We start from the raw sequence: 20,794 nt of genomic DNA, 5'->3' as shown, positions 1-20,794 counted from the left end.
TGGGCTATGTTGACGTCGGCCCTCAGCTTTTAGCTGCCTTCGCACCATCGCATTCCTGTAGGTGGGCTCGTTTTCAACAATGGCTTAGGTGAAGTGACTTCTCGGAATTTGGTGCGAGCGATCGGGCGGTTCAGGAGACAGAATGTCCGGTATGTGGCAGAGAGCTGGAGTGCGCCCCTTGAGGCGGACAGTGTGACGACAGGGAATTGACCGGGGGAGCCGGGCTTTCGAAGGATGAAAGCCCATGGCCCGACACCGCACCCACAGCATCGAGTTCAAGCGCCAGGTGGCGCAGGATTACCTGGCTGGCGAGACGCTCCATAGCCTCGCCCGTCGACACGACCTGTCGCGCAACCTGATCCGCATCTGGATTCAAAAATTCGAGGGCGGCGTCTTTGACGACGAGGCCGCCGCCGTCGATACGATCGAGGCCTACGAGGCGCGCATCGCCGCGCTGGAGCGGCTCGTCGGCCGGCAGGCGCTTGAGATCGAGTTTCTAAAGGGGGCTCTGAAGCACGGACAGCGGCCGAGAAGCGCGACTACATCTGTCGTCACCGGCCCCGCGGCATCTCTGTCGCAGAAGTATGCCGGCTGATGGGGATCGCGCGCTCGACCTACTACGATAGGCCGGCCATCAGCATCGACGACACCGAGCTCGTCGAGACGATGGCGGCGATCTCCGAGAGCTTCGAGGCCTATGGCTATCGCCGGATGCAGGCAGCGCTGCGGCATCGCGGCCTGGTCGTCAATCACAAGAAGATCAGGCGATTGATGCGCGAGCACAGCCTCCAGCCTCGACGGCGTCGGCGCTACGTCGCCACTACCGATGGCGATCACGAGTTGCCGATCTTCCCGAACCTGGCGAAGGTATGGTCCCGGGCGGGCCGAACCAGCTCTGGGTGGCCGACATCACCTATGTTGCGATCACCGCCGGCTTCGTCTACGTCGCCGTCATCCTCGATGCCTGGTCGCGCAAGGTCGTCGGTTACGCTATCGGCCGATCGATCGACGTCAGGCTGACACTGGCCGCCCTGCGCACAGCCATCGAAAAGCGAGGGCCGCCGCCCGGCTGCGTCCACCACACGGACCGCGGCTCGCAATACGCGGCCGGGCGCTACCGGCAGGCCCTAGCCGAACATGGCCTGGTCGGATCGATGGGGCGCCGCGGCAATCCCTATGACAACGCCAAGGCCGAGAGCTTCATGAAAACGCTCAAGGTCGAGGGCGTCTATCCGATGGCCTATGAGACGTTCGCCGACGTCGCTGCCGACCTTCCGCGCTTCATCGATCAGGTCTACAACTCCAGCCGACTGCACTCCGCGCTCGGCTATCTCAGTCCGCAGCAGTTCGAGGATCAACACGCCCGGCTCACGGTCAAAACCGCAGCCTGATCCTGTCTACCCGCAGGGGCGCACTCCAAGCCGAGGGCAATGTTTGCCCCAGATTGCAACGCGTCGACAATTGGTCTCTGCCCGGGTCAAGAGGGCCTTTGGCCGATGTTCTGAAGCTTCACCAAGGCGTCGGACAAGCGTGCCGCCTCATCATACCTTGTCTCGACATGAGGAGCGGGGGAGTCGGCGTCATTAACGATGGACTCCGCCGAAGAGGCTAAACGTAGAAGCGGGGTAGTAATCCATTGGGCACCTAACATGAGAAACACTAGAGCGACCAGCGCGCCGGCGCCCAGCATACTCCAGAAGGTCCGTACTAACTCGCGGGTTGGCCCTAGTGCGCTATCTACATCTTGTCGAATGAGGAGGGACCAGCCGAAGCTTGGCAGATTGTCGTACCCTACTGCTGGGATGGCGACAGTGATGTAATCTTTGCCATCCGGCCAGCGTTCGTCGAGGACTATTGAGGTCGTCCGGTTAGCTGAGAGTGCCGAACCTACCGCCAGAGGTCTGTTGATCAGATCTGGAGGGCCGAAAAGAACCGTTCGCTCACGAGACAATAGAATAACGTTAATTCCGGGTGCTTGCATGCTGGTGAGGTTAGCGACGACCCAGCGCCAATCGAGATGCGCTCCCAGAACCCCTGAGGTTGCGCCCCCTGTTTGTATGATCGGGGCGGCGAGATCGATGAAGCGCGGAGGCTCAGACTGTTGCGGGAGAAGCTGTGCGAGCAGTTGTGCTTCATGCACATCGACCGCCGTCGGACCGGTCAGACCTCGCCGGAACCAAGGCCGCTGGGCGACGCTAGCTCCCTCTAACATGCCTCGTGTTGAAGCAAGGACCGTTCCCTCGACGTTGGCAATACCAATCCATGAATACCGTTGATCGAGATCTCCGATGAAATTTATCTGCTCTCGCACCTTGTCAAGCTGCTGGAGATTGGCTGACTTTGAGAATGCGTCGACCTGCAGCCAGAGCTGGTGGAGTCGCCGAGCGAGAAGACCGGCGCTGAGTTCGCCACGCCCTACGAGCTTATCAACCAGCAATTGTTCGGCACGGTGTTGTAGGGCGCCTGTATAGAAGCTCCCGGCCGTTATGGCAGGGATCAGCATGAGCAAGGCGCCCCCGACGATCACCCAGGTCCGAAGACTAATGCGTTTAGCTCCCTTCGCTGCCATAATTCGTCTCCTTAGCGAGTGAGGGCCCGCGCCAGCTCGCGGATCATCAGGCTGATGTCACCTTTGTCCGTACCTGGCGTCTGTGACGCGGTGTGCAGCTTGGCGATGATGAGGCTCCGCTGCTCGTCGCTCGGCGAGAGGCTGAGCTGATATCCGTCGCGTGTCGGCTCCCTAACCGACGCTGCGATCGGCCCGATAATAGGCAGCCGCAGCAACACGCTCTGTCCCGGCGCGAGTTTGGCCACGCCACTGACCTGGGCGTGTTCTGTCCCAAAGTTAACAAGCCAGCCGCGCAGCTCCTCTCCTGTCGCTTCGACCACGACTCGCTGCAGCGACTGCCGTTGAGGCTGATTGACGCGTGGCCGCTCAATACAGGCCGCGATTACGACCAAAAGGACGAACAGATTGTAGATCGTCCAGAACATGACAACGATCATGCCATCGCCGGCTGTGCCTGCGTTATTAAAGACGAAGTCCGAATGCAGGTTGACCAGCAGCCCTCCGATCGTCAGCGCGAACATGACAAGGAAGGGCCACATCAACGGCCACTGTACAACGATCTTGGTCCGGTCTCCGCCTTTGGCCGTGACAGAAAACTTGTGCGGACCTTTTGTTAGCAGGCCTGTCGCTGCAGCACGCGTGATCGGCCATGCGGCCACCAACTGCCCAACATCGTTCACAACCGGAATGAACAAGCCCTTTGAGAGCCAATTCAAGACCGCCATCACCGCAATATAATAGGGGCAGTAGTAGATGATGATGTCGACGAGAGACGCATTCACAACTGTCACGCCGCACCACCAATACAGCAGTGGACAAACGATACCGGCCAGACGAAATGAAAAGGTCGTGTTCCAGTACAGCAGCGAGTCGAAGATGCTCAGTCGGTGCAGAAACGACAGCCCGTGCTGGCCGAGCGGGCTGTAGACGTTCCGGACGATTTGCATCATGCCCAGACACCAGCGGCCGCGCTGGACGATGTATTCCTGCAATCCCTCTGGGGCGAGGCCCTCTGTCAGCGCCTCATTCAAATAGACGGTCTTCCAACCGTTCTCGGCCAGCCGCAGCGTCAGCAAAAAGTCTTCAGTGACACTCTCCGTCGGCAAACCTCCGATCGCCTCGACAGCCGCGGTTCTAACCATCGACGAGGTGCCACAGCAAATCGCGATACCCCAGGCGTCGCGTGACGGCTCGACATTATCGAAGAAGTGGCGCTGCTCATCGGGATATGCCGAACTGATGCCAAGGTTGTGCTGAATGGGGTCGGGATTGAAGAAGTGCTGTGGCGTCTGCACTAGGCCGACCGAGGCATCATGAAACAGGGCGAGCGTGCGGTCGATGAAATCGACATGAGGAACGAAGTCAGCGTCGAGGACAGCGACGAATTCCGGCGCATCGGGGTCGGCTGCGCGCGCGCGCAAGGCATAGTTGATGTTTCCGGCTTTGGCATGAGCATTGTCCGGCCGGGTGAAGTACCCGACGCCAAAGCGCTGGCAGGCCTCGGCCAGCCAAGGCCTCCGGCCGTCGTCGAGCACGAACACGCTAGCGGGAAAGGCTGAGGCTTTGGCGCCGACGATCGTTCGCTCCAACACCTCCAGCTGCTCATTATATGTGGCGATGAAGATGTCCACCCGAGGTGGCGCGCCGGGCTGCCACCAACGCTCGTTCAGCCGCGCCTCTTTCTTCCGGTCCTTGACCCGAGATAAGATGAAAAAGGCCACCGACGAGGAGACCACCGTCAGGGCTTCAAGGATCGCGAAGCTCCAGCTGAAGACGGCATCCCACGTCCATGCCAAAGGGGCCGTTGTCTCCGTCAGGCGCCAGATCATGTAGCGCCAAGCCATGGCCATCGCGCCGCCCAGTAAGAGTGCGCGCCAGTACCATCGTTGCGGGTCCAACAATGGCAGCAATAGCATGCGCAGGCCGAGAACTAAGGCGGTCCCGGCGAACGCAGACATGAGGGGCGACAGCGCCAGCATCAGATTCCGAAGCGCGTGAAGAAGCGGCGCATGGCTGCGACCGGCCCAGCGCTGAAGATGACGCGCCCGGTCCGACCTATCGCGCAGCTCAGGTCACTTTGTGCGGCCAGCGTGGGCACACTAACCGTAACATCGAACCGCTGTAGATGCTCGGCGCTCGGACCCACCGCCAGATTGGCATAGAGGCTCGATGCGCCGGAGCCGCCCAGTCGAGTGACGGTGCCGTCGAAGACGCGGTCGTCGCCGAAGAGCCGGAACTGGACGGGGAAGCCGATCGACAAGCTGTCGTACAAGGCTTCGGTGACGCCGGCTGTGACAATCAACGTGCTGCAATCCACCAGCCGCACCAGATCTTGTCCCCGTCGGGCATACTCGCCATCGTCGATCAGAAAATCCCACGCCATACCGGAGACCCGCGTTGTCAGAGACGCCGATGTCAGCCGGTTTACCCTCACGCGTTCAGCCCCGATCTGCCGTTCCAGCTGAGCAATCCGCGCCTCGTGTTGTGTCTGCTCCGCGTCCAGCTCCGCCAGACGCAGATCAAGCTCGCGGACTCGCTGGGAGGAGAACGGCGCGTCGTTGTAGGAATCGCCGATAAAAACGCCGGTGCGAGCCGCAGTTAGCTCTGTCACCAGATAGTTCGTCCGCTGCCTGGCGCTTTCTAACTCCTGTTGGGCAACATCTGAGGCCGCGCGCGACCTTTCGAGATTGGCGGCAGTCTGAACGCCGCGATCGTTCAGCTCGTTGGCTCGACGCAACGTCCCTTCTGCTTCACGCAGTCTTGCAGCTGACGCGTCCTGGGCCGCCCGAGCCTCCGCCAGCCTGGCCTCGATCTGGCCAACACGCCCTTTCTGGTAACTCGCCAGTTGCGACGCAAAGCCATCACGCGCCTGCGTAAGCGCAAGCTTCTGAGCAGAGGCCCGTTTGGCGTCCAACCGCTGGCTGTCGAGCTGACGCTCTAGGTCGATGAGGCGTGCCGAATCGAACCGGTCGTCAATAACATCAGCAATCAGTTCACCCGCTTTGACGCGCGCTCCGATGCTGCGCACCGCGAGCGATACCACCCCTTCGATCGGAGCGCGGACTACCGTGATGCGTGCATTGACAGTGGCGTCAGCAGACGTTCCGGCGAAATGCTCCCCAACCAAAACGTAAAGCCCGCCGATCAAAAGCACCAACCCGGCAACGAGACGAAAAATCTTCATACCCACCAATCCGATTGGCATGCAGCGTCTCGCGGATTCGTAAACGAGCCCATAAACGAGCCGCTACAATGAAACCGTCATTCATCACCGCATGAAGGGCTGCATTTACGTGCTCAACCTGAACCCAAAATTCCCCCGATGGCCGAGCTACCCGCCACGGAGTGCGCAGGGATGCTGGCGGGACGGTGCGGCTCACAGCCAGTGAAGTGATGGGCGCGGACGCACTCGCCGAGATCTTGTCTGAGTTCCGTGAGGAGCATTCGGGTATCACGCTCGAACTCGTGCTGAGCTATCGCGACGACGACATATTGCGCAGGGATGCGATAGCGCCGTCCGGGACCGGCCGACGCAAGAGGCTCTGTTGGCGCAACGCCTCGGGGTGGTCCGGCTCGGCCTGTTCGCGCGTAGGCACTTATTGGCTCGATGCGGGATGCCAGAGTCCATCGCGGCTCTCAAGACCTTCACATTGTCGGCTTCGATTGTGAGGACCGCTGCGCCCGCTCGCTGGCAGCAGGGACGATCTCTCGCGACCGATCACTATTCGCTTCTGGGCTGACAGCGATTTGGCAAGTCTGAAAATTAAACAAAAGATTTTGAATTTGGCTGCGAGACCCTGGGGCCTCGGGGGCGTCTGTCGACCACGACCGTCCAAGTTCATCGTTGCCCAACCGGAGGTGCACGGGGTATCGGTCGGCATCAACCGATGCTGTTTCGCGTTGCCAGCAGCCTGCACGCTCAGGTACGAGGCTCACGATGGGATATTCGATAAGACAGCTCGCCGATGAATTCGGAGTCTCGCTAAGGACCATCCGCTTCTACGAGCAACGTGGCCTGGTCCAAGCCTCGCGGACATCGAAGTTTGCAACAGCCCCTCGTGTTTATAGCGAGGAGCAGAAAGCCCGTTTGGCAGAAATTCTCGATCTGACAAAAATGGGCTTCACATTGACGGAAATAGGCACCGGCGACATTTCGTCCGCCCAGTACGAGCAGCAACTCTCATTCTGTCTGTCCAAGATTTCTGAGCTGGAGGCGTCAGTGTCTCTTATCAAGAAGCGCTTGGCGACGCTCCGCAGTGTCTGAGCGCCTGATCAAACAGGATTGAAATCATTTCGGTTCTAAGACGCGCGCACGGGCACCCGAATGCCAATCTGCGCGCGCTGGTCCAAGGGTTGCTTTTTTGGCAGCCCGGGCAGCCAGTGACCCGTAAATCACTTGGCGCGCCAGTTTACTTACTCCAGGCTGACGCGCATCGTGGCCTTCGCGGGCTAACTGCTGGCGAATATCAGTGGTCATAAGGCGGGCTCCTGCTAACACCGAGCACAGAGATGTTGAGCCAACCAGTGCGGCAGGTGTTGGTCGATTACGCTCATGTCACGCACGTTAGCTCGATCGCCAGGCACGGGGCTGTCCCAATTTCTGCAAGGGTCCAAATTCCAAGCGTCAGGCTCGGGGTCGAATCTCAACGTCGGAAGGTGCACATCCCGCTCAGGTCGAGGGACTTTCGGCGCCGCCTATCGCTGCGAACCGCCGGCTACCCCCGTAGCCAGCCAGCACGCCCGCGTCCCCTGGTGACCCTAGCCATAGACTTTCCGCCAAGTTTCAAATCGGCGGTCACTAGCGCAGTGACTTAAAGGCTGGGCACCACCAGATCAGGTAGAAAATTAAGGAAGTTCCGCTTCGCTATTACAGAGGGCGGAAAAATGACATCGCTAAAAACTCAGTTCGGCATTTTTGCTGCGTTAGTCGTGCTGGGGCTTGCGGCGGGCGGCATGTGGAGCTCCTCGCGACTGCAGGCAGAAGCGCGAGCTGACGCGGTGATTCTGCAGGCAAGCGACGCCATCACTAGCCATCTCCTTGCAACCTTCTACAATGAAGAAATGCGGGTGTTTACCCATAGCGCCGCGGCTTTGTACGAATTCACGGCTGAAGAGAGAGGCAAGCTCCAACGTACGATGCAGACCTATTCCGCTCGTCCCAATGAAGTCGCCGCCTCCTATGCTACGAAGGCTCAGGATGAGGTTCAGGCAAACCTACGGCGTCAGCTGCCTGAGCCCATCCTTGCGCTAATGAGAGCGCAGCTGAATCTGCTCAAGGCATACGATGACAAGTCAAAGGCTGCATTAAGGTCGCTACCCCAGACAAGGCTGGAGCTGCTGGACTTGTTTCGCGATTTAAACGAGATCCGGGGGCAAATTGGGCAGCTCCGACGGCAAATATCGGACGAGCTAGATAATTACAAAGCCAATGCCATCGCTGTGCGAGAGCAAGCCCTCGCACAGCACCAGACCGCTTTGATTGCCTCCTTCAGCTGGATCACGGCGCTGGTGATGATTTTGCTCATCGTCAGTTGGCTTCAGTTCGGTCAATTTGTGCATTGGGTCAAACGCTCGATAATGGATTTCAGCGAGGGTCGGCGCTTTACGCCGACCAGGGTGCGCGAGTTCGCTGTCGTCACAAGCTTGCTAGACAAGCTCCAATTACAGCGTGCTCAAGTGGAGGAAGCAAATAATATCAACGCGCGATTGATTGAATCGCGTGAATCGAGAATCCGGCAACGTGAAGCGGCTGTTGATGAATTTCAGCGTGAAATAAGTGCTATAGCTGAATCTCTGGCTGATGGAGCCAGTGGTCTAAGTATCTCGGCGCATGAACTCGATCGCGCAACGGCTGAGAGCGGTAAAAGCATTGTTGCGTTGACCGCTGGAGCTGAGGAAGCGGATCTGTCAGCAACAGCCGTGGCCAGTGCGTGCTCGGAGATGGCGAGCGCCTCACAATCGCTATCGGCCAATCTTGAGAGCACATTCAGGCTGGTTGCTGAAGCGGACGTATTATCCCGAACGACCGATGAGCAAGTTGCCGCTCTCGAAGCTGGGGCTGCCCAGATCAGCAGCATCGTCTCTCTCATCAGGGAACTGGCGGACCAGACCAATCTGCTCGCTCTCAATGCGACGATCGAAGCGGCCCGCGCGGGAGAAGCCGGTCGAGGCTTCGCGGTTGTGGCTAGCGAGGTCAAGGAACTTGCGTCTCGAAGTTCTGCTGCCACGAACAGCATTGCGGCATTGATCGCCCAGATCCAAGCCACGTGCTCGAAATCGGCTTTGGATATCCGCGAGCTGAGCGAGAAGGTCGCGGCAGCCGGTGGGCGAGCCTATGAAATGTCGACAGGGGTGCAGCAGCAGATGAGCGCTGTAGCAAGCTTGGCCCATATTGCGGAGACGTCGAGCCGCCAGACCAGTGAAGTGCGAAGCAGTCTGCATGAGATTGAGCAAAAATTCGCAGTCACTGCGCAGGTCGGGAAGCTCGTCGAGGCAACATCCCTACAGGTCGTCGCGGCGAACGAGGGAGTTAAAGCCGCCCTGAGGACATTCGTGGACAGGATGGCAGCCTAGGACAACAGCGTTTTGGGCCGCTGGCGCAGCATTGGCTGACCCCGACGCTCTATGATAATCCAGTTTGAAATTTGTTCTGGCCGAATGAGAGTGTCACAACATGACGAGCACCGGCAGTTCCAAAACCGACTGACAGCGCGATCAATGATCTTTCTTCAATCTTGAGCGTCCGCTTCATGGCGGAGCGTCAATGGCAGGAACTGGCGCGTTTCGCCCGCTGCAATCCAAATAAGAAGCTTCTGGCCCGTCAGCCGTATGGCCGCCAAAGGCACACTCGTTACGTCCTCTTCGACTGCGGAAAATCTTCTCGACCATCGACCCAGACGACTCTGATCCTTCAGGCGGTCAGGGTGAGAGTATCAAAACTCTTCCCAACCGGCATCGCCGCCGCGACTATTGGCCACTTTATTCGTATGTCTTTGAGTTGGTGGGCTGGCCGGCTTAAACGGGCGGACGAGCGCTAGCGCAGGTACGGCTCGCCGCTGCAAAGGTGTGGCCTGCGTATCGGAAGGGGTCTGACCAGTACGGAACGTGGCGACGAGGTCGTTGAGCTGGACGATCTTGGCCGAAAGCGACGCGGCGGATGCGGCGCTCTGTTCGGACAGTGCCGCATTCTGCTGGGTCATTTCGTCTAGATGAGCGACGGCTTGGCTCATCTCGTCGATGCCGTTGGCCTGCTCGCCGGAGGCAGCGGAAATATCGGCGATCGTGGCGGCGACTTTCTGCGAGGCGGTCAGGATGCGCCCCAGTGCCTCTCCCGCCTGCCGTACCAGCTTCACGCCATCGCCAACCTCCATATTGGAGGACGAGATCAGGGCCGCGATGTCCTTGGCTGCCTCGCCCGACCGTTGCGCGAGGGTGCGGACTTCCGAGGCGACGACGGCAAAGCCCTTGCCAGCATCGCCGGCGCGCGCCGCTTCTACCGCCGCGTTCAAAGCCAGCAGGTTGGTCTGAAAGGCGATGTCGTCGATCACGCGGATGATGTCGGAAATCTTTTGCGACGCGCTTTCGATGCGCGACATCGCATCCACGGCTTGGCCAGCGATGGCGCCACCCGCCTGAGCTGCCTGCTTGGCCTCATCGGCGATGGCTGCCGCCTCACGGGATGCCTGAGCCGATGCCTTGACTGACGCGGCAAGCTCCTCGGTGGTGGCGGCGGTCTGTTCGAGCGAGGAAGCCTGCTCCTCGGTGCGTTTAGAGAGATCGTCTGCGCCGATAGTGATCTCTCTTGCAGCAAGGCCGACGTCGCTGGACGTGAGCTGGATCGTGCGCACGGTCTGCGCGAGGCGATCGACGGTGTCGTTGATCGCGCCTTTAAGTTCCGCGAAGCGTCCGAGATAGGCGGTGTCGATGCGCTGGGTGAGATCCCCGTCCGCCACGGCTTGAAGCGACTGGGCGAACTCGGTGGTGGCGTTATCGATGACCGCATTGATCTCGTTGATCCCGGCGACGAGCTTCTGCATCTCCTCATCAGCGTCCGTGATCTGCAGCCGCGCCGAGAAGTCGCCCGCGGCAGCCGCGGCAACGACCTCGCCGACGTCAGAGACGACGGCTGCCATGGACGCCGCCCGCGACAGACGTTTGGCCTGTTCGGCCTGGTTGTGTTCCTCCAGATCTCTGACCCGACGGAGGTTGTCGCGAAAGACGCCGAGTGCTTTCGCCATCGTGCCGATCTCGTCGGATCGGTCTGCGGCTCCAATCGAGATGTCAAGGTTGCCCGCAGCGAGTTCTTCGGTCGCCTTCGTGGTTGCCACCAAGGGCCGGATCACCCTCGTGACCACGAACCAGATCGCTCCCACGGCCAGCGCTCCGGCAAAGAGACCGATGGCGGAGAGGATCGCGAGATTGAAGCGATAGGTCTGGTTGGCTGCCTCCCCGATGCTGGCTGCACGCTCATTGGCGCGTTTCACGATGGTGGCGACCGTGCGGTCCATGTCGCCAATCAAATCTCGTATGCCCAACAGCCCTTGGATCGCCGCATCGCGATCGCCCTTGGTGGAATGTGCGAGAACCGCCTGGAGGCCTGTGATGTAAGTCCCTTTGAGGACTTCGTAGCGCTTCAGGGCTTCCTGGTTTTCAGGCAGCGTCAGCAAATTTGCGAGTCGCAGGCGCAGCCCGTCGATTTTCCTTGTCTCCTCGTCGATGTTCTGAGCCAGACGGGCCTTGGCCGCCGGGTCAGAGCTGTTGACGTGCATGTTTAGGAGCAAGTGGCGCCGAACGACCTCGGCGCTCAACTCGCCGCTGAGGCTGACAGTCGGGACCACCTGGTCGGTCAGCACGTGCTCGTCGCGCGCCATGGTGCCAATGGCGATCAAAGCAAATCCCAAACTTACCATGACGACGGCGGCAAGTCCGGCAATACACGCAATGAGTGTCGAGCGGACTGTCATCGTACCCCCGAAAGGACAATTGACGCAAAGCACAGCCAAAATGCGATGAAGGCGGCTAAGGAACGGTTAAGGTAAATAAATTTAAATGTTGCCTGAGCAATCCTGGGCGATCGGCGCATTGCCTCGTCAACAGCCCATACGGCAACGAAGCGGACTGGCTCGCAGGATGCGGTCTGCCATGGCGCGTCCAAATTTCGGGAGCGAGGCGCAGGCCGATCCCCATGGCGGCCCTTATCAACGTCCGCTGAAGGGCAGCCATCCAATGTCGGGAAGTGGCGCAATTCGCTTGGACCAGCGTGGACGCGAGAACCGGTCTTGTCTGATCGCACGGCGGCCGCATGTGGCCTGCATTCAAAGATTTCGGCCACCCACTCCATATGGACGCTCAGCCGCGTTTCGTGCGAGACGAAACTAGAGTTGAGGCAGGCGATCGGCATTCGGCCCTGCGGCCTAGGAAACTAAAATGCTGGTGGGCAAAGCCATTCTGGTCGTCGAAGACGAGCCGATGATCGCTATGATGCTGGACGACCTTCTCGCCGACCTAGGCTGTCGCGTATTGGGGCCTGCGGCCGACATGGATCAGGCTCAGGCGCTGGTTGACGCGGATAGCTGCGACGCCGCCATCATCGATCTGAATCTCAACGGGAAGATGGCGCTGCCACTTATTGAGATACTTCGGAAACGTGGCGTGCCAGTGATTGTCGCGACCGGCTACGGCAGCTCAACTTCAGGCCTTCCGGATGGGTGCCGGGTGGTTGCGAAACCATACGCAATCCAGCACGTCGAGGAGGCCTTACGCGCCTGCTTTACTGACTAACGCAGGGTAAGACCGACTGCTGCTCGACAGACAATTCAAATACACAAACCTTTCGGCACTCAACTCCGCTTAGACCGCATGGCCGAACGCAATATACGAGAGAGGTCCTCCACGGCATAAGGCTTCTGAAGCAGATCGAACCCGTGCCGGCCTTCCTCAGCGAGAACGTGGCTATAGCCGGAAGTGAGAACGACGGGCAGTCCAGGGTACTTTTTGCGGATCTCAAGGCCCAGCTCGACGCCGCCCATGCCGGGCATCACGACGTCGGAAAACACGGCATCAAAGCTGTCATCATCGGTGAGCAGTTTAAGAGCCTCTTGGCCGTTGGCCGCCCACATTGTTTCGTAGCCCAGATCGCCTAGGAGCTGGGTAGAAAATGTACCGACGTCAATATTGTCTTCGACGACCAGCACACGCTTTCCCTTGCCGCCAGCGATGGAGGCCGACACTGACGTCTCAAGCGGCGCCACTTCGAGGCTAACGGGTTTTGCGCGTGGCAGATAAAGCGTGAAGCGGGAACCGCTGCCCAACGCGCTCTGCACGTCGATGTCGCCGCCGGACTGTTTGGCAAAGCCAAAGACTTGCGAAAGTCCAAGGCCTGTCCCCTTGCCGACATCCTTGGTGGTGTAGAACGGCTCAAAGATCTGCATGAGCCTTTCGGGTGGAATTCCCGCCCCCGTATCTTCCATTGAGATCGCAACGAACTCGCCGGGCACACCAACATGGCCCCGGATTTGCGGTATCCGCGCTACGTCATCGACTGTTATCGTCAGGGTGCCCTCGCCGTCCATCGCATCGCGAGCGTTTACTGCCATGTTGACTAGGGCGGTCTCGAACTGGCTGATGTCGGCCTCGATCCAGCAGTCCACCGCATGAAGGTCGGCAACAATCTCGATGCGAGACCCCACAATGCTGCGCAGCATCTCGGCGACGGCGCCTACTCGCGCAGACGGTTCAAAAACCTCAGGCTTCAGCGGCTGTCGACGAGCGAAAGCAAGGAGCTGACCTGTGAGTTTGGCGGCTCGATCAACCGTATCGGAGATTGCGTCAATGTAACGTCGACGACGTTCATCAGCGAGGTTGGGCTTGCGCAGCAGTTCGGTCGAACTCTTGATGATCGTCAGAAGATTGTTGAAGTCGTGCGCAACCCCACCAGTTAACTGACCGACCGCCTCCATCTTTTGCGCCTGGCGAAGCGCGTCCTCGGCCTTGGCCCGCTCTGCCACTTCTTCCGCGACACGGCGCTCCAGCGTCTCGTTGAGATCGCTTATACGTTCCTCAATCGCCTTGCGTGCCGTGATGTCTATTGCTGTACCTAGCAGACGGACACAGCGTTCGCCGCTAAAGACCCCACGGCCTTTTGCTGCAACCCAGCGAACCACACCGTCTTCCTTGCCGACCGTTCGATATTCTACATCATAAAGTGCTCGGCGCGCTGGATCGGCAGCCTCGGCATAGGCGACAGCTGTAGCCTCTCGGTCGTCGGCATGCAGGCCGTCGTAAAAGTCCCGCATGGACACGCTGACGTTGGGCGAGATCCCGAACATGGCCTTCACATTGGGCGGCCAAATCAGTTTATCGCCTATGGGATCGACGTCCCAGAAGCCGATGTCTGCGTGTTCGATCGCCAGCCGGAGACGCTCCTCACTTTCTCGCAGGCGTGCTTCTGCACCGATCCGCTCGACATGAGACCAGCAGCGCTCGACCACCGTCCGGATGATATCGAGCTCGGCCTCTTGCCACTCCCGCGGCTGCTCCTGATGGACTGCCATCATCGCTGCCAAGCGGCCATCTCTCACAACTGGACAGCAGACAATTGCCTGGATGCCGATCGCCTTGAACATCTCAAGGCCGTCGCCCGGCACGACCTCGCCAGCCACGTCGCAAACAACGAGCACATGGCCTCGGCGCATGGCCGAGGCAGCGTTGCTCCCGAAAAGGTCGAGGCTGTATCTCCCGGCCGAGGTTGCGACGCCGGGTGCAACGTAGTCATTGCGGATGACGAAGCCATCGTTGTCATCGTCAACGTCCGCGTAGGCGCAGCGCGAGGCGCCCAGTTGCCGGGCCAAGAGCGTGGCAGCCGCGAGCATCGCGGCCTCCGCGTCGCTCGACCTACGCAATGCGTCGTCCAGTTCGCTGAGAAACCGAAACCTGGCCTCGCTCTTCTGGAGAGCCTCTTCGACGGCTTTGCGCCGGGTTATGTCGGATGAGATGCCGGCAATGCGCAGCGGCGTGCCATCAGCGGCATAATCCGGCCGTCCTCGAACTGCTATCCAGCGGATCTCGCCGGTGTCTGGCAGCACCACCCGATACTCAGTCTCGTAGTCCTCGCGTTTGGCGACGGCTTGCTGGAGCGCCTTAGTCCGATTGGCGCGATCGTCCGGGTGGATGAGTTCGCTCAGCTCCGCGTAGGTGAATGACGCGCCAGGCGCGAGGCCAAAGCCAGCCCGATAGAGATCAGAAACTGCCAGCGTAAAATCTCGTAGGTCAAGTTCCCATGCTCCCATCCCACCAGCTTCAAGAGCAAACCGCAGCCGCTCTTCGCCAGCTCGAAGGGCCTCCAACCGCGCCCGCGCTTCATACTGGCGCCGTCTGCCGCGAAGCGCTGCTTTGACGAGGCTGACCAGCGTGGTCGGATGGAAGGGGCGCTCAATAAATGAGGCGTTGCCTAGGATGTCGAGGTAGCGGCGTGCCGCCGGGTTTCGCTCGATCCCGCCGCCTTGGGTCAGCACGACAAAGGGCATGTCAGACCATTCCGGCTGCGAGGCGATCCAAGCGGCCAGCGGATGAAGATCAGCTGTTGTCAAGGCCTCCTCCGTCAGCACCACGAGCCCGGCTCCAATATCGAGCTCATTGAGGACGCGGGGCAGAGAGGGAAACGCTTCTGCCGTCATGCCGGCTTCGCCGAGCATCGCGACGGCTATAGTTGCGTCTCGGCCACGTGGCGCCAGGACGAGGACGCGTTCGGAAGATGTCGACTTTCTCACGGGTCCTCGGCCCGTATCAGCTGCGGACCGTCGTCAACCAGGGTCGGCACCCCGCGCAGCACGCCCTGAAATTTGACGAGCGGCTCGCCGAGTGAGATTCCACGGCCATCGATGCGGAATTCTCGAATCGTATCCTCGTGCGCGCCCGTTCGCTTCTTGACGACCGATATCGCGCGCCGGACACGGCCTATCGCCTCAAAGTAGCGCAAGAGGATAACTGTATCGGCGAGATAGGTGACGTCGACCGGCGACCTCATATCGCCAACGAGCCCGTGCTGTGCCACGGTCAAGAAGGTGGTTGCCCCCTGCCTGTTAAGATATTGCAATAGCTCGTGAATGTGCAGGACTAGCGCCTGCTCCTGCGGCATGGCGGCCTGATAGCCGTTGAGGCTGTCGATGACGACCGTTCTAACGCCGTGTGCTTCGACCGAGCGGCGTACGCGCTCAGTGAACTCCCCGGGGCTCAGCTCCGCCGCATCCACCTGTTCCATGAACAGGCTACCCGCGTCGATCATACCCTGAAGATCGATGCCCAGCTTTTTCGCTCTGTCGAATAGCAGCCCCATCTCCTCGTCGAAGACAAATAGCGCCGCCTTTTCACCTCGACCGATGGCACCTTCGATGAAGGTCAAGGTCAGCAGCGATTTGCCCGTCCCCGCGGGGCCTAGAATGAGAACGCTCGATCCGCTCTCAACACCGCCGCCCAGAAGTGCGTCGAGTTCTGCCCGACCGCTCGTCACGACGTCCCGCGCGATCCTCTTCTTGTGCTCGGCTGAGACGAGACGCGGGAAGACGCGCACACCGCCGGTCGCGATGGCGAAGTCGTGGTAGCCGCCTCGATAGCGGCGCCCGCGATATTTGCCGACGCGAAGCCGCCGACGGTCTCCGCCGTACTCTGGCGAAGTCTCTTCCAACCTGATGACGCCGTGGGCCACGCTATGAACGGTCTTATCGTTGATATCGGTCGTCAGGTCATCGAGCATCAGCACGGTTGCCCCCTGCCTGGCGAAGTAGTGCTTCATCGCCAGGATCTGGCGCCGGTAGCGCAATGAACTCTGCGCAAGCAGCCGAATCTCGGAAAGGCTGTCCAGCACGACGCGATCGGGCCTCACGCGCTCAAACGCTTCAAAGATGCGTTTGGTCGTTTCTCCGAGTTCAAGATCGGATGAATAGAGAAGACTTTGCTGCTGATCCTCGTCGAGTAGTGTTTCGGGAGGCACGAGTTCGAAGATGTCGATACCCGTCATGTCCCAGCCATGCGAGGTTGCGCCAGAGCGCAGCTCTTCCTCTGTCTCAGACAGCGTAATGTAGAGGGAGCGCTCGCCAGCCTGGGCGCCTGCAATCAAAAACTGGATCGAGATGGTCGTCTTGCCTGTCCCCGGGTTTCCCTCCAACAGGAACAGACGTTGTCGTTCGAGACCGCCCCCCAGCACATCGTCTAATCCCAACACGCCTGTCAGGGCCTGCTGTTTAAATAACTCGTTCACGTTGGGCCCTCGCATTAACTACCCAGGCCACCCGTCGGCCCCGAACAGGTGACCGAAGTCGCTTTGTCCGACCCCGTCCATTTATAGGGCATACCCAAATGACAGCGAGAGGCATTGCCTGACAATGGCAAAAGACATGCATCCGTCCAAAGCGACGCACGGTCAGGGTTCACGACCATTCCTGATCGCCAACGGCGCAAAGAGCTCATTTTATCATACGCTGGCGTGTAAAGTGATTGTACCCACAACCAGTTGAGCAAGCTCACAGCTTATTGAACTTTGTGTCCGTTCCTCGTATTTGCGGCGTGAACCCTGAAATGCGGAGAAGCGATGATGCGCGGCGGCGGAACTGGAGCGCTTTGGAGTAGTACTGGCCTGGGTAGACGGACAATACCGCGGGTTGTTCTTACTGCCTACGTGGTGATTCAAGTGGTCCGGCAAACTCAAGCCGCGATGGCTTTGAGCAGAGTGTCCTCGGAATAAGGCTTGCGAAGGAAGATCGTCTGGGACGGCATGTCGGCTACCGATGGCGAAACTCGTCCCGAGGCGAGGATCAGGATTGTCGGCGGCCAGCGATTGCGGACCGCATGGATCAGCTTCAAACCGTCCATGGATCCGCCTGGCATGTCGATGTCGGAGAAGACGACCGCGATTTCGAGGTGAGCTTCGAGTTGGCGTATCGCGTCATCGGAATGAGCAGCTTCGTACACCGTGTGCCCAGCGTGCTCTATCAACTCAACGGCGCACATGCGGATGAGGGCCTCATCCTCTACGACTAGAACGACTGTCTTGGTCATGGCGAACTTTCGGCTGTCCAACACAATCTAACTGCCTGTGAGCGGTATGGTTGCACTGATGCTGCCTCAAAAGATCATTCGCGAGACCGACCGCTCAGATATTCCGCAATCTCGATCGCTGCCGCGTCGGATTCGAGGTCTTCTCGATCCATATCGGCGCCATCCTTGGACGAAAAGCGAAGGTCAGCTTGGTATACCTGTCTACCGGTATCGTCCTCGACGCAGACGCGCCAACAGGCGACCTTGCCGTGAGGCCGCATGTCAAACGCCATTGCGAATAGTGAGAGTTGGGCGTCGTCGGTGGCCGCCTTCTCGTCTTTGAAATCGAAGGGCTCGTCACCGAAATTAGGCCCATCGCCGTTGTCGGTTGTCACTCTGAACTTTGGCATCGGCATAGACCTTGGGGTCCCCCGCTGATGCAACGGGAAACGGACTTGTTGAGTTCCGGTCGCCGACCGGCACTTCGCAGCGTGATTGACTGGGTCCAATTCCGACCTCTGAACCACGTCGGGTTTGCCGAAAACAATTTCGATCAGGTGGCGACGGCGGCGGGTGAGGCTGACACCGCGCGACGCAGATGTCAGCTAAATGGGCAGTGCTCCAGTGTGAGCCAATGGCGCGATCCGACGTCTCTATAGCTCCCAATTGTACCAGGGACCCGGCCGAGCCGAGCACCGTCCCGTAGAGACAGCTCTTCCTCGAGGCTGCCTAACGACCCATCGCCCGGCACATGCCGGCAATGGGTTTGACTACGGCTGAATCCGCGGCTCGACTGGACGAGTTCTTGCGCGTGCCTCCACTGCTATGTCGGACTAGGCACGGGACGAGGGCTTTCATCCATACGGTAGGCCAATGACGGATTTCTGGACCGACGTTTTTAAAGGGTTTGGTCCAACCTGGAGGAGACGTCTCGCGCTGGTCCGTTATGTCGGCGCAGGCGCTCTCGTCTGCCTTGCGACCGCGCTTGGTGCGGCGCTTGCCTGGTTGACGCCGCTGGACAGCGTCTCCGCGCTCTACATGCTTCCAGTGGTCGTGTCGGCTGTCCGGCATGGCACGGGGCCGGCCGTCTTCGCGGCACTTCTAGGCGCCCTGATGAGCTCGCTGTTCTATCCGCCGCTGTTCAGCGTGCTGGTGGTGCAGCCCGCACAGTTCGTCGATCTCGTCGTTTCGCTCGTCGTCGCGCTAACAATCGGCCGTCTCACCGCCCGGATACGGGCTGAGATGCTGGCGGCGCGCGAGCGCGAACGACAGATCCGGCACCTCTACCGGCTGGGCTCCGACATGGCCGCGGCAAGCGACACGAACTCGATCTACCGGCTCGTGGCGGACCATATGGGCGAGGCGCTGGAGCGACGCGTCGCGATCTTCGTCGCTGGGCGAGATGGGAGGATTGAGGTTGTCCCCGGTTCTACGGCCCCACCGCACCCGGATCGCCTGGTCGAGGCGATCGAATCCCTACTCGCGACTTCGTCCGCCGAGCGAGAGGAGACCGAACGCCTCCAGCTTCCCGCCGGAGAGAGCTGGCTGCTCTGCCGCCTCGGTGAGGCGGGCCGGGCCGGCGCAGTCCTTGCCGTGCCGCTCGCGCAGGAGTCGCGGGAGCCCTCGGACGAATGGGTCGCCCAGGCGCGCTCGATCCTGAACGAAGGCTCGCGCTCGCTCGACCGGCTAGGCCTCACCCGCGCGGTGAAGGAGCGCAATCTGCGCCGGCGCACCGACGAGTTGCGCGACATCCTGCTCGAATCGGTCTCTCATGAATTGCGCACCCCGATCGCGGGCATTATGGGCTCCGCCGGAGTTCTGGCCACGGCCGCCCCGCTGCGCGCCGATCCGCGCCTCCTCGAACTGGCGCAGGGGATTGAGGCGGAAGCGCGCAGGCTCGACCTGCGCGTCCAGAATCTGCTGGACGTGACGCGCATTCGCTCGGGCGCCCTTTTACCCCGCCTCGAAGCTGTCGATCCGCTCGACATCGTCAACTCCGCCCTCGACGCAGCCCGAGACCGGCTGCGCGAGCATCGCATCCTCCGCGCGGTGTCCGAGGACCTGCCTCTCGTCCATGTCGATGCCGTTTTGGTCGAACAGGCCCTGATCAATCTGCTGGAAAATGCCGCCAAGTTCAGCCCGGCCGGTTCGGCCATCCGGGTCAGTGTGAAGCCCACCGCTGACGGCGTCGCTATCGCTGTTGGCGATGCCGGAGCGGGGCTCGACGAGGGCCAGACCGAGCAGATCTTCGAGCGCTTCTACCGCGGCGAACGTCATGCCGACCTTGCGGGAGGCAGCGGGCTCGGCTTGACGATCGCCCGCGTTTTCGTCGAGGGCAATGGCGGCACCATCGCGGCGTCGAGCGAAGGGCCGGGTCTTGGCTCCACGCTGTGCATCACCCTGCCGGGCCTGACCGAACAGCTGCGCAAGGAGGACGAGGATGAGTGAGCGCACCGGATCCAGTACACTGGAGGCACTGGTCGTCGACGACGAGCCCCAGATCCGCCGCTTCCTCAAGACTGGGCTCGACTTGCAGGGCTTCCGCGTCACGGAGGCACGCACCGCGCGCGAAGCCATTGACGCTGCGGTGATGCGGGCCCCCGATCTCGTGATCCTCGATCTCGGTCTGCCCGACGCCGACGGGGCGACGGTGCTGGCGGAGCTGCGCTCCTGGTCACAGGTGCCGGTCATCGTGCTTTCGGTCCGTAATACCGAGGCCGAGAAGGTCGCACTGCTGGAGGCGGGTGCGGACGACTATGTGGTGAAGCCCTTCGGGATGGCGGAACTGCTGGCGCGCGTTGGCGTGGTGCTGCGCCGCAGCGTCAGCCGTGCCTCATCTTCCCCCCTGCTGCGCGTCGGCGGCCTCGTCATCGATCTGGCCCGGCGTCTCGTTAACAGGGACGGGGCGGTGGTTTCTCTCTCTTCAAAACAGTTCGCGCTGTTGCGGGTGCTCGCCACTCATCAGGGCATGGTGCTGACGCATCGCCAGCTGATGAAGGAACTCTGGCCGCAGGATCCCGACCAGGACGTCCAGTATCTGCGCATCTTGATGAAGAAGCTGCGCAACCGCCTCGAACCTGATCCAAGCCGGCCGATCTACCTGGTGACCGAGCTCGCTGTCGGCTACCGCTTACACACTCAGGAGCAGTTCGAGGCCGGTGGCTATGCCGAAGCTATGGCATAAGGGCCTCCGAG

General features: G+C 60.5%; 16 protein-coding genes. 8 read left to right on the top strand and 8 right to left on the bottom strand.

Translation table 11 applies throughout. The features are described from left to right. Nucleotides 1-244: 244 nt before the first annotated feature. Genes ABIE41_RS07090 through ABIE41_RS07080 form a run of 3 tightly spaced genes read left to right on the top strand, consistent with a single transcriptional unit; the run spans nucleotide 245 to nucleotide 1,391 of the window. Nucleotides 245-595: a transposase gene (locus tag ABIE41_RS07090; protein WP_192645281.1), complete on the top strand. Its 351-nt coding sequence runs from the start codon at nucleotides 245-247 to the stop codon at nucleotides 593-595. Beyond that, entirely contained in the window at nucleotides 595-1,020 is a 426-nt protein-coding gene (locus ABIE41_RS07085; RefSeq protein ID WP_354191817.1) for an IS3 family transposase, read from the top strand. Before ABIE41_RS07090 ends, ABIE41_RS07085 begins: the two co-directional genes overlap by 1 nt. After that, nucleotides 909-1,391, top strand: coding sequence for an IS3 family transposase (locus tag ABIE41_RS07080; protein WP_354193389.1), 483 nt, complete (start codon nucleotides 909-911; stop codon nucleotides 1,389-1,391). The genes ABIE41_RS07085 and ABIE41_RS07080 overlap by 112 nt, the downstream gene beginning before the upstream one ends. 86 nt (nucleotides 1,392-1,477) lie before the next feature. Here the strand turns inward: ABIE41_RS07080 and ABIE41_RS07075 are convergent, their stop codons facing one another. The 3 genes from ABIE41_RS07075 to ABIE41_RS07065 are packed head-to-tail and all read right to left on the bottom strand — an operon-like array spanning nucleotide 1,478 to nucleotide 5,753. Beyond that, nucleotides 1,478-2,569 carry a cache domain-containing protein gene (locus tag ABIE41_RS07075; RefSeq protein WP_192645283.1) on the bottom strand — a complete coding sequence of 364 codons (1,092 nt, stop codon included), beginning with the start codon at nucleotides 2,567-2,569 and terminating at the stop codon, nucleotides 1,478-1,480. An 11-nt stretch (nucleotides 2,570-2,580) separates the two neighbouring features. Continuing rightward, entirely contained in the window at nucleotides 2,581-4,548 is a 1,968-nt protein-coding gene (locus ABIE41_RS07070; protein ID WP_354191816.1) for a glycosyltransferase family 2 protein, read from the bottom strand. After that, entirely contained in the window at nucleotides 4,548-5,753 is a 1,206-nt protein-coding gene (locus ABIE41_RS07065; RefSeq protein WP_192645126.1) for an HlyD family secretion protein, read from the bottom strand. Before ABIE41_RS07065 ends, ABIE41_RS07070 begins: the two co-directional genes overlap by 1 nt. Nucleotides 5,754-6,506: 753 nt before the next feature. Here ABIE41_RS07065 and ABIE41_RS07060 point away from each other — a divergent pair. Both ABIE41_RS07060 and ABIE41_RS07055 read left to right on the top strand, forming a co-directional pair. After that, nucleotides 6,507-6,833, top strand: a complete 327-nt coding sequence (locus ABIE41_RS07060; protein ID WP_192645125.1) for a MerR family transcriptional regulator — start codon at nucleotides 6,507-6,509, stop codon at nucleotides 6,831-6,833. A gap of 620 nt (nucleotides 6,834-7,453) precedes the next feature. Then, nucleotides 7,454-9,142, top strand: coding sequence for a methyl-accepting chemotaxis protein (locus ABIE41_RS07055; protein WP_192645124.1), 1,689 nt, complete (start codon nucleotides 7,454-7,456; stop codon nucleotides 9,140-9,142). Between the two features lie 359 nt (nucleotides 9,143-9,501). Here ABIE41_RS07055 and ABIE41_RS07050 read toward each other — a convergent pair whose 3' ends face one another. Continuing rightward, a complete protein-coding gene (locus ABIE41_RS07050) occupies nucleotides 9,502-11,532 on the bottom strand; it encodes a HAMP domain-containing methyl-accepting chemotaxis protein (protein WP_192645123.1) in 2,031 nt (676 codons plus the stop codon). A gap of 463 nt (nucleotides 11,533-11,995) precedes the next feature. On the opposite strand from ABIE41_RS07050, the gene ABIE41_RS07045 reads away from it, so the two are divergent. After that, the gene (locus ABIE41_RS07045) at nucleotides 11,996-12,349 is read left to right on the top strand and encodes a response regulator (protein WP_192645122.1); all 354 of its coding nucleotides are present in this window, start codon (nucleotides 11,996-11,998) and stop codon (nucleotides 12,347-12,349) included. A gap of 59 nt (nucleotides 12,350-12,408) precedes the next feature. Here ABIE41_RS07045 and ABIE41_RS07040 read toward each other — a convergent pair whose 3' ends face one another. From ABIE41_RS07040 to ABIE41_RS07025, 4 genes are all read right to left on the bottom strand, one after another. Continuing rightward, entirely contained in the window at nucleotides 12,409-15,261 is a 2,853-nt protein-coding gene (locus tag ABIE41_RS07040; RefSeq protein ID WP_192645121.1) for a PAS domain-containing protein, read from the bottom strand. A 71-nt stretch (nucleotides 15,262-15,332) separates the two neighbouring features. Continuing rightward, nucleotides 15,333-16,823 (bottom strand): ATPase domain-containing protein, encoded by a 1,491-nt coding sequence (locus ABIE41_RS07035; protein WP_354191815.1) that lies wholly within the window; start codon nucleotides 16,821-16,823, stop codon nucleotides 15,333-15,335. 443 nt (nucleotides 16,824-17,266) lie between these two features. Beyond that, a complete protein-coding gene (locus tag ABIE41_RS07030; protein ID WP_192645119.1) occupies nucleotides 17,267-17,620 on the bottom strand; it encodes a response regulator in 354 nt (117 codons plus the stop codon). A gap of 74 nt (nucleotides 17,621-17,694) precedes the next feature. Further along, nucleotides 17,695-17,994: a DUF6894 family protein gene (locus ABIE41_RS07025; RefSeq protein ID WP_192645118.1), complete on the bottom strand. Its 300-nt coding sequence runs from the start codon at nucleotides 17,992-17,994 to the stop codon at nucleotides 17,695-17,697. 478 nt (nucleotides 17,995-18,472) lie between these two features. Between ABIE41_RS07025 and ABIE41_RS07020 the strand changes: the two genes are divergently transcribed. Together ABIE41_RS07020 and ABIE41_RS07015 are read left to right on the top strand one after the other, a co-directional pair. Next, complete coding sequence (locus ABIE41_RS07020) at nucleotides 18,473-20,047, top strand: sensor histidine kinase (protein WP_192645117.1); 1,575 nt, start codon at nucleotides 18,473-18,475, stop codon at nucleotides 20,045-20,047. Further along, on the top strand, nucleotides 20,040-20,783 hold the full coding sequence (locus tag ABIE41_RS07015; RefSeq protein WP_192645116.1) for a response regulator: 744 nt from the start codon (nucleotides 20,040-20,042) through the stop codon (nucleotides 20,781-20,783). Before ABIE41_RS07020 ends, ABIE41_RS07015 begins: the two co-directional genes overlap by 8 nt. The last annotated feature ends 11 nt before the right edge of the window (nucleotides 20,784-20,794 follow it).

It is taken from the genome of Bosea sp. OAE506, assembly GCF_040546595.1.
Taxonomy (GTDB): domain Bacteria; phylum Pseudomonadota; class Alphaproteobacteria; order Rhizobiales; family Beijerinckiaceae; genus Allobosea.
The sequence above is the reverse complement of the archived record's forward strand: the minus strand, read 5'-3'. Positions and strand labels throughout refer to the sequence as shown.

Excerpts from the sequence above, each read along its gene's own strand:
- ABIE41_RS07090 (WP_192645281.1), top strand. The coding sequence starts at position 245 with ATGGCCCGACACCGCACCCACAGCATCGAGTTCAAGCGCCAGGTGGCG.
- ABIE41_RS07085 (WP_354191817.1), top strand. The coding sequence starts at position 595 with ATGGGGATCGCGCGCTCGACCTACTACGATAGGCCGGCCATCAGCATC.
- ABIE41_RS07075 (WP_192645283.1), bottom strand. The coding sequence starts at position 2,569 with ATGGCAGCGAAGGGAGCTAAACGCATTAGTCTTCGGACCTGGGTGATC.
- ABIE41_RS07070 (WP_354191816.1), bottom strand. The coding sequence starts at position 4,548 with ATGCTGGCGCTGTCGCCCCTCATGTCTGCGTTCGCCGGGACCGCCTTA.
- ABIE41_RS07065 (WP_192645126.1), bottom strand. The coding sequence starts at position 5,753 with ATGAAGATTTTTCGTCTCGTTGCCGGGTTGGTGCTTTTGATCGGCGGG.
- ABIE41_RS07060 (WP_192645125.1), top strand. The coding sequence starts at position 6,507 with ATGGGATATTCGATAAGACAGCTCGCCGATGAATTCGGAGTCTCGCTA.
- ABIE41_RS07055 (WP_192645124.1), top strand. The coding sequence starts at position 7,454 with ATGACATCGCTAAAAACTCAGTTCGGCATTTTTGCTGCGTTAGTCGTG.
- ABIE41_RS07050 (WP_192645123.1), bottom strand. The coding sequence starts at position 11,532 with ATGACAGTCCGCTCGACACTCATTGCGTGTATTGCCGGACTTGCCGCC.
- ABIE41_RS07045 (WP_192645122.1), top strand. The coding sequence starts at position 11,996 with ATGCTGGTGGGCAAAGCCATTCTGGTCGTCGAAGACGAGCCGATGATC.
- ABIE41_RS07040 (WP_192645121.1), bottom strand. The coding sequence starts at position 15,261 with ATGCTCGGCGAAGCCGGCATGACGGCAGAAGCGTTTCCCTCTCTGCCC.
- ABIE41_RS07030 (WP_192645119.1), bottom strand. The coding sequence starts at position 17,620 with ATGACCAAGACAGTCGTTCTAGTCGTAGAGGATGAGGCCCTCATCCGC.
- ABIE41_RS07020 (WP_192645117.1), top strand. The coding sequence starts at position 18,473 with ATGACGGATTTCTGGACCGACGTTTTTAAAGGGTTTGGTCCAACCTGG.
- ABIE41_RS07015 (WP_192645116.1), top strand. The coding sequence starts at position 20,040 with ATGAGTGAGCGCACCGGATCCAGTACACTGGAGGCACTGGTCGTCGAC.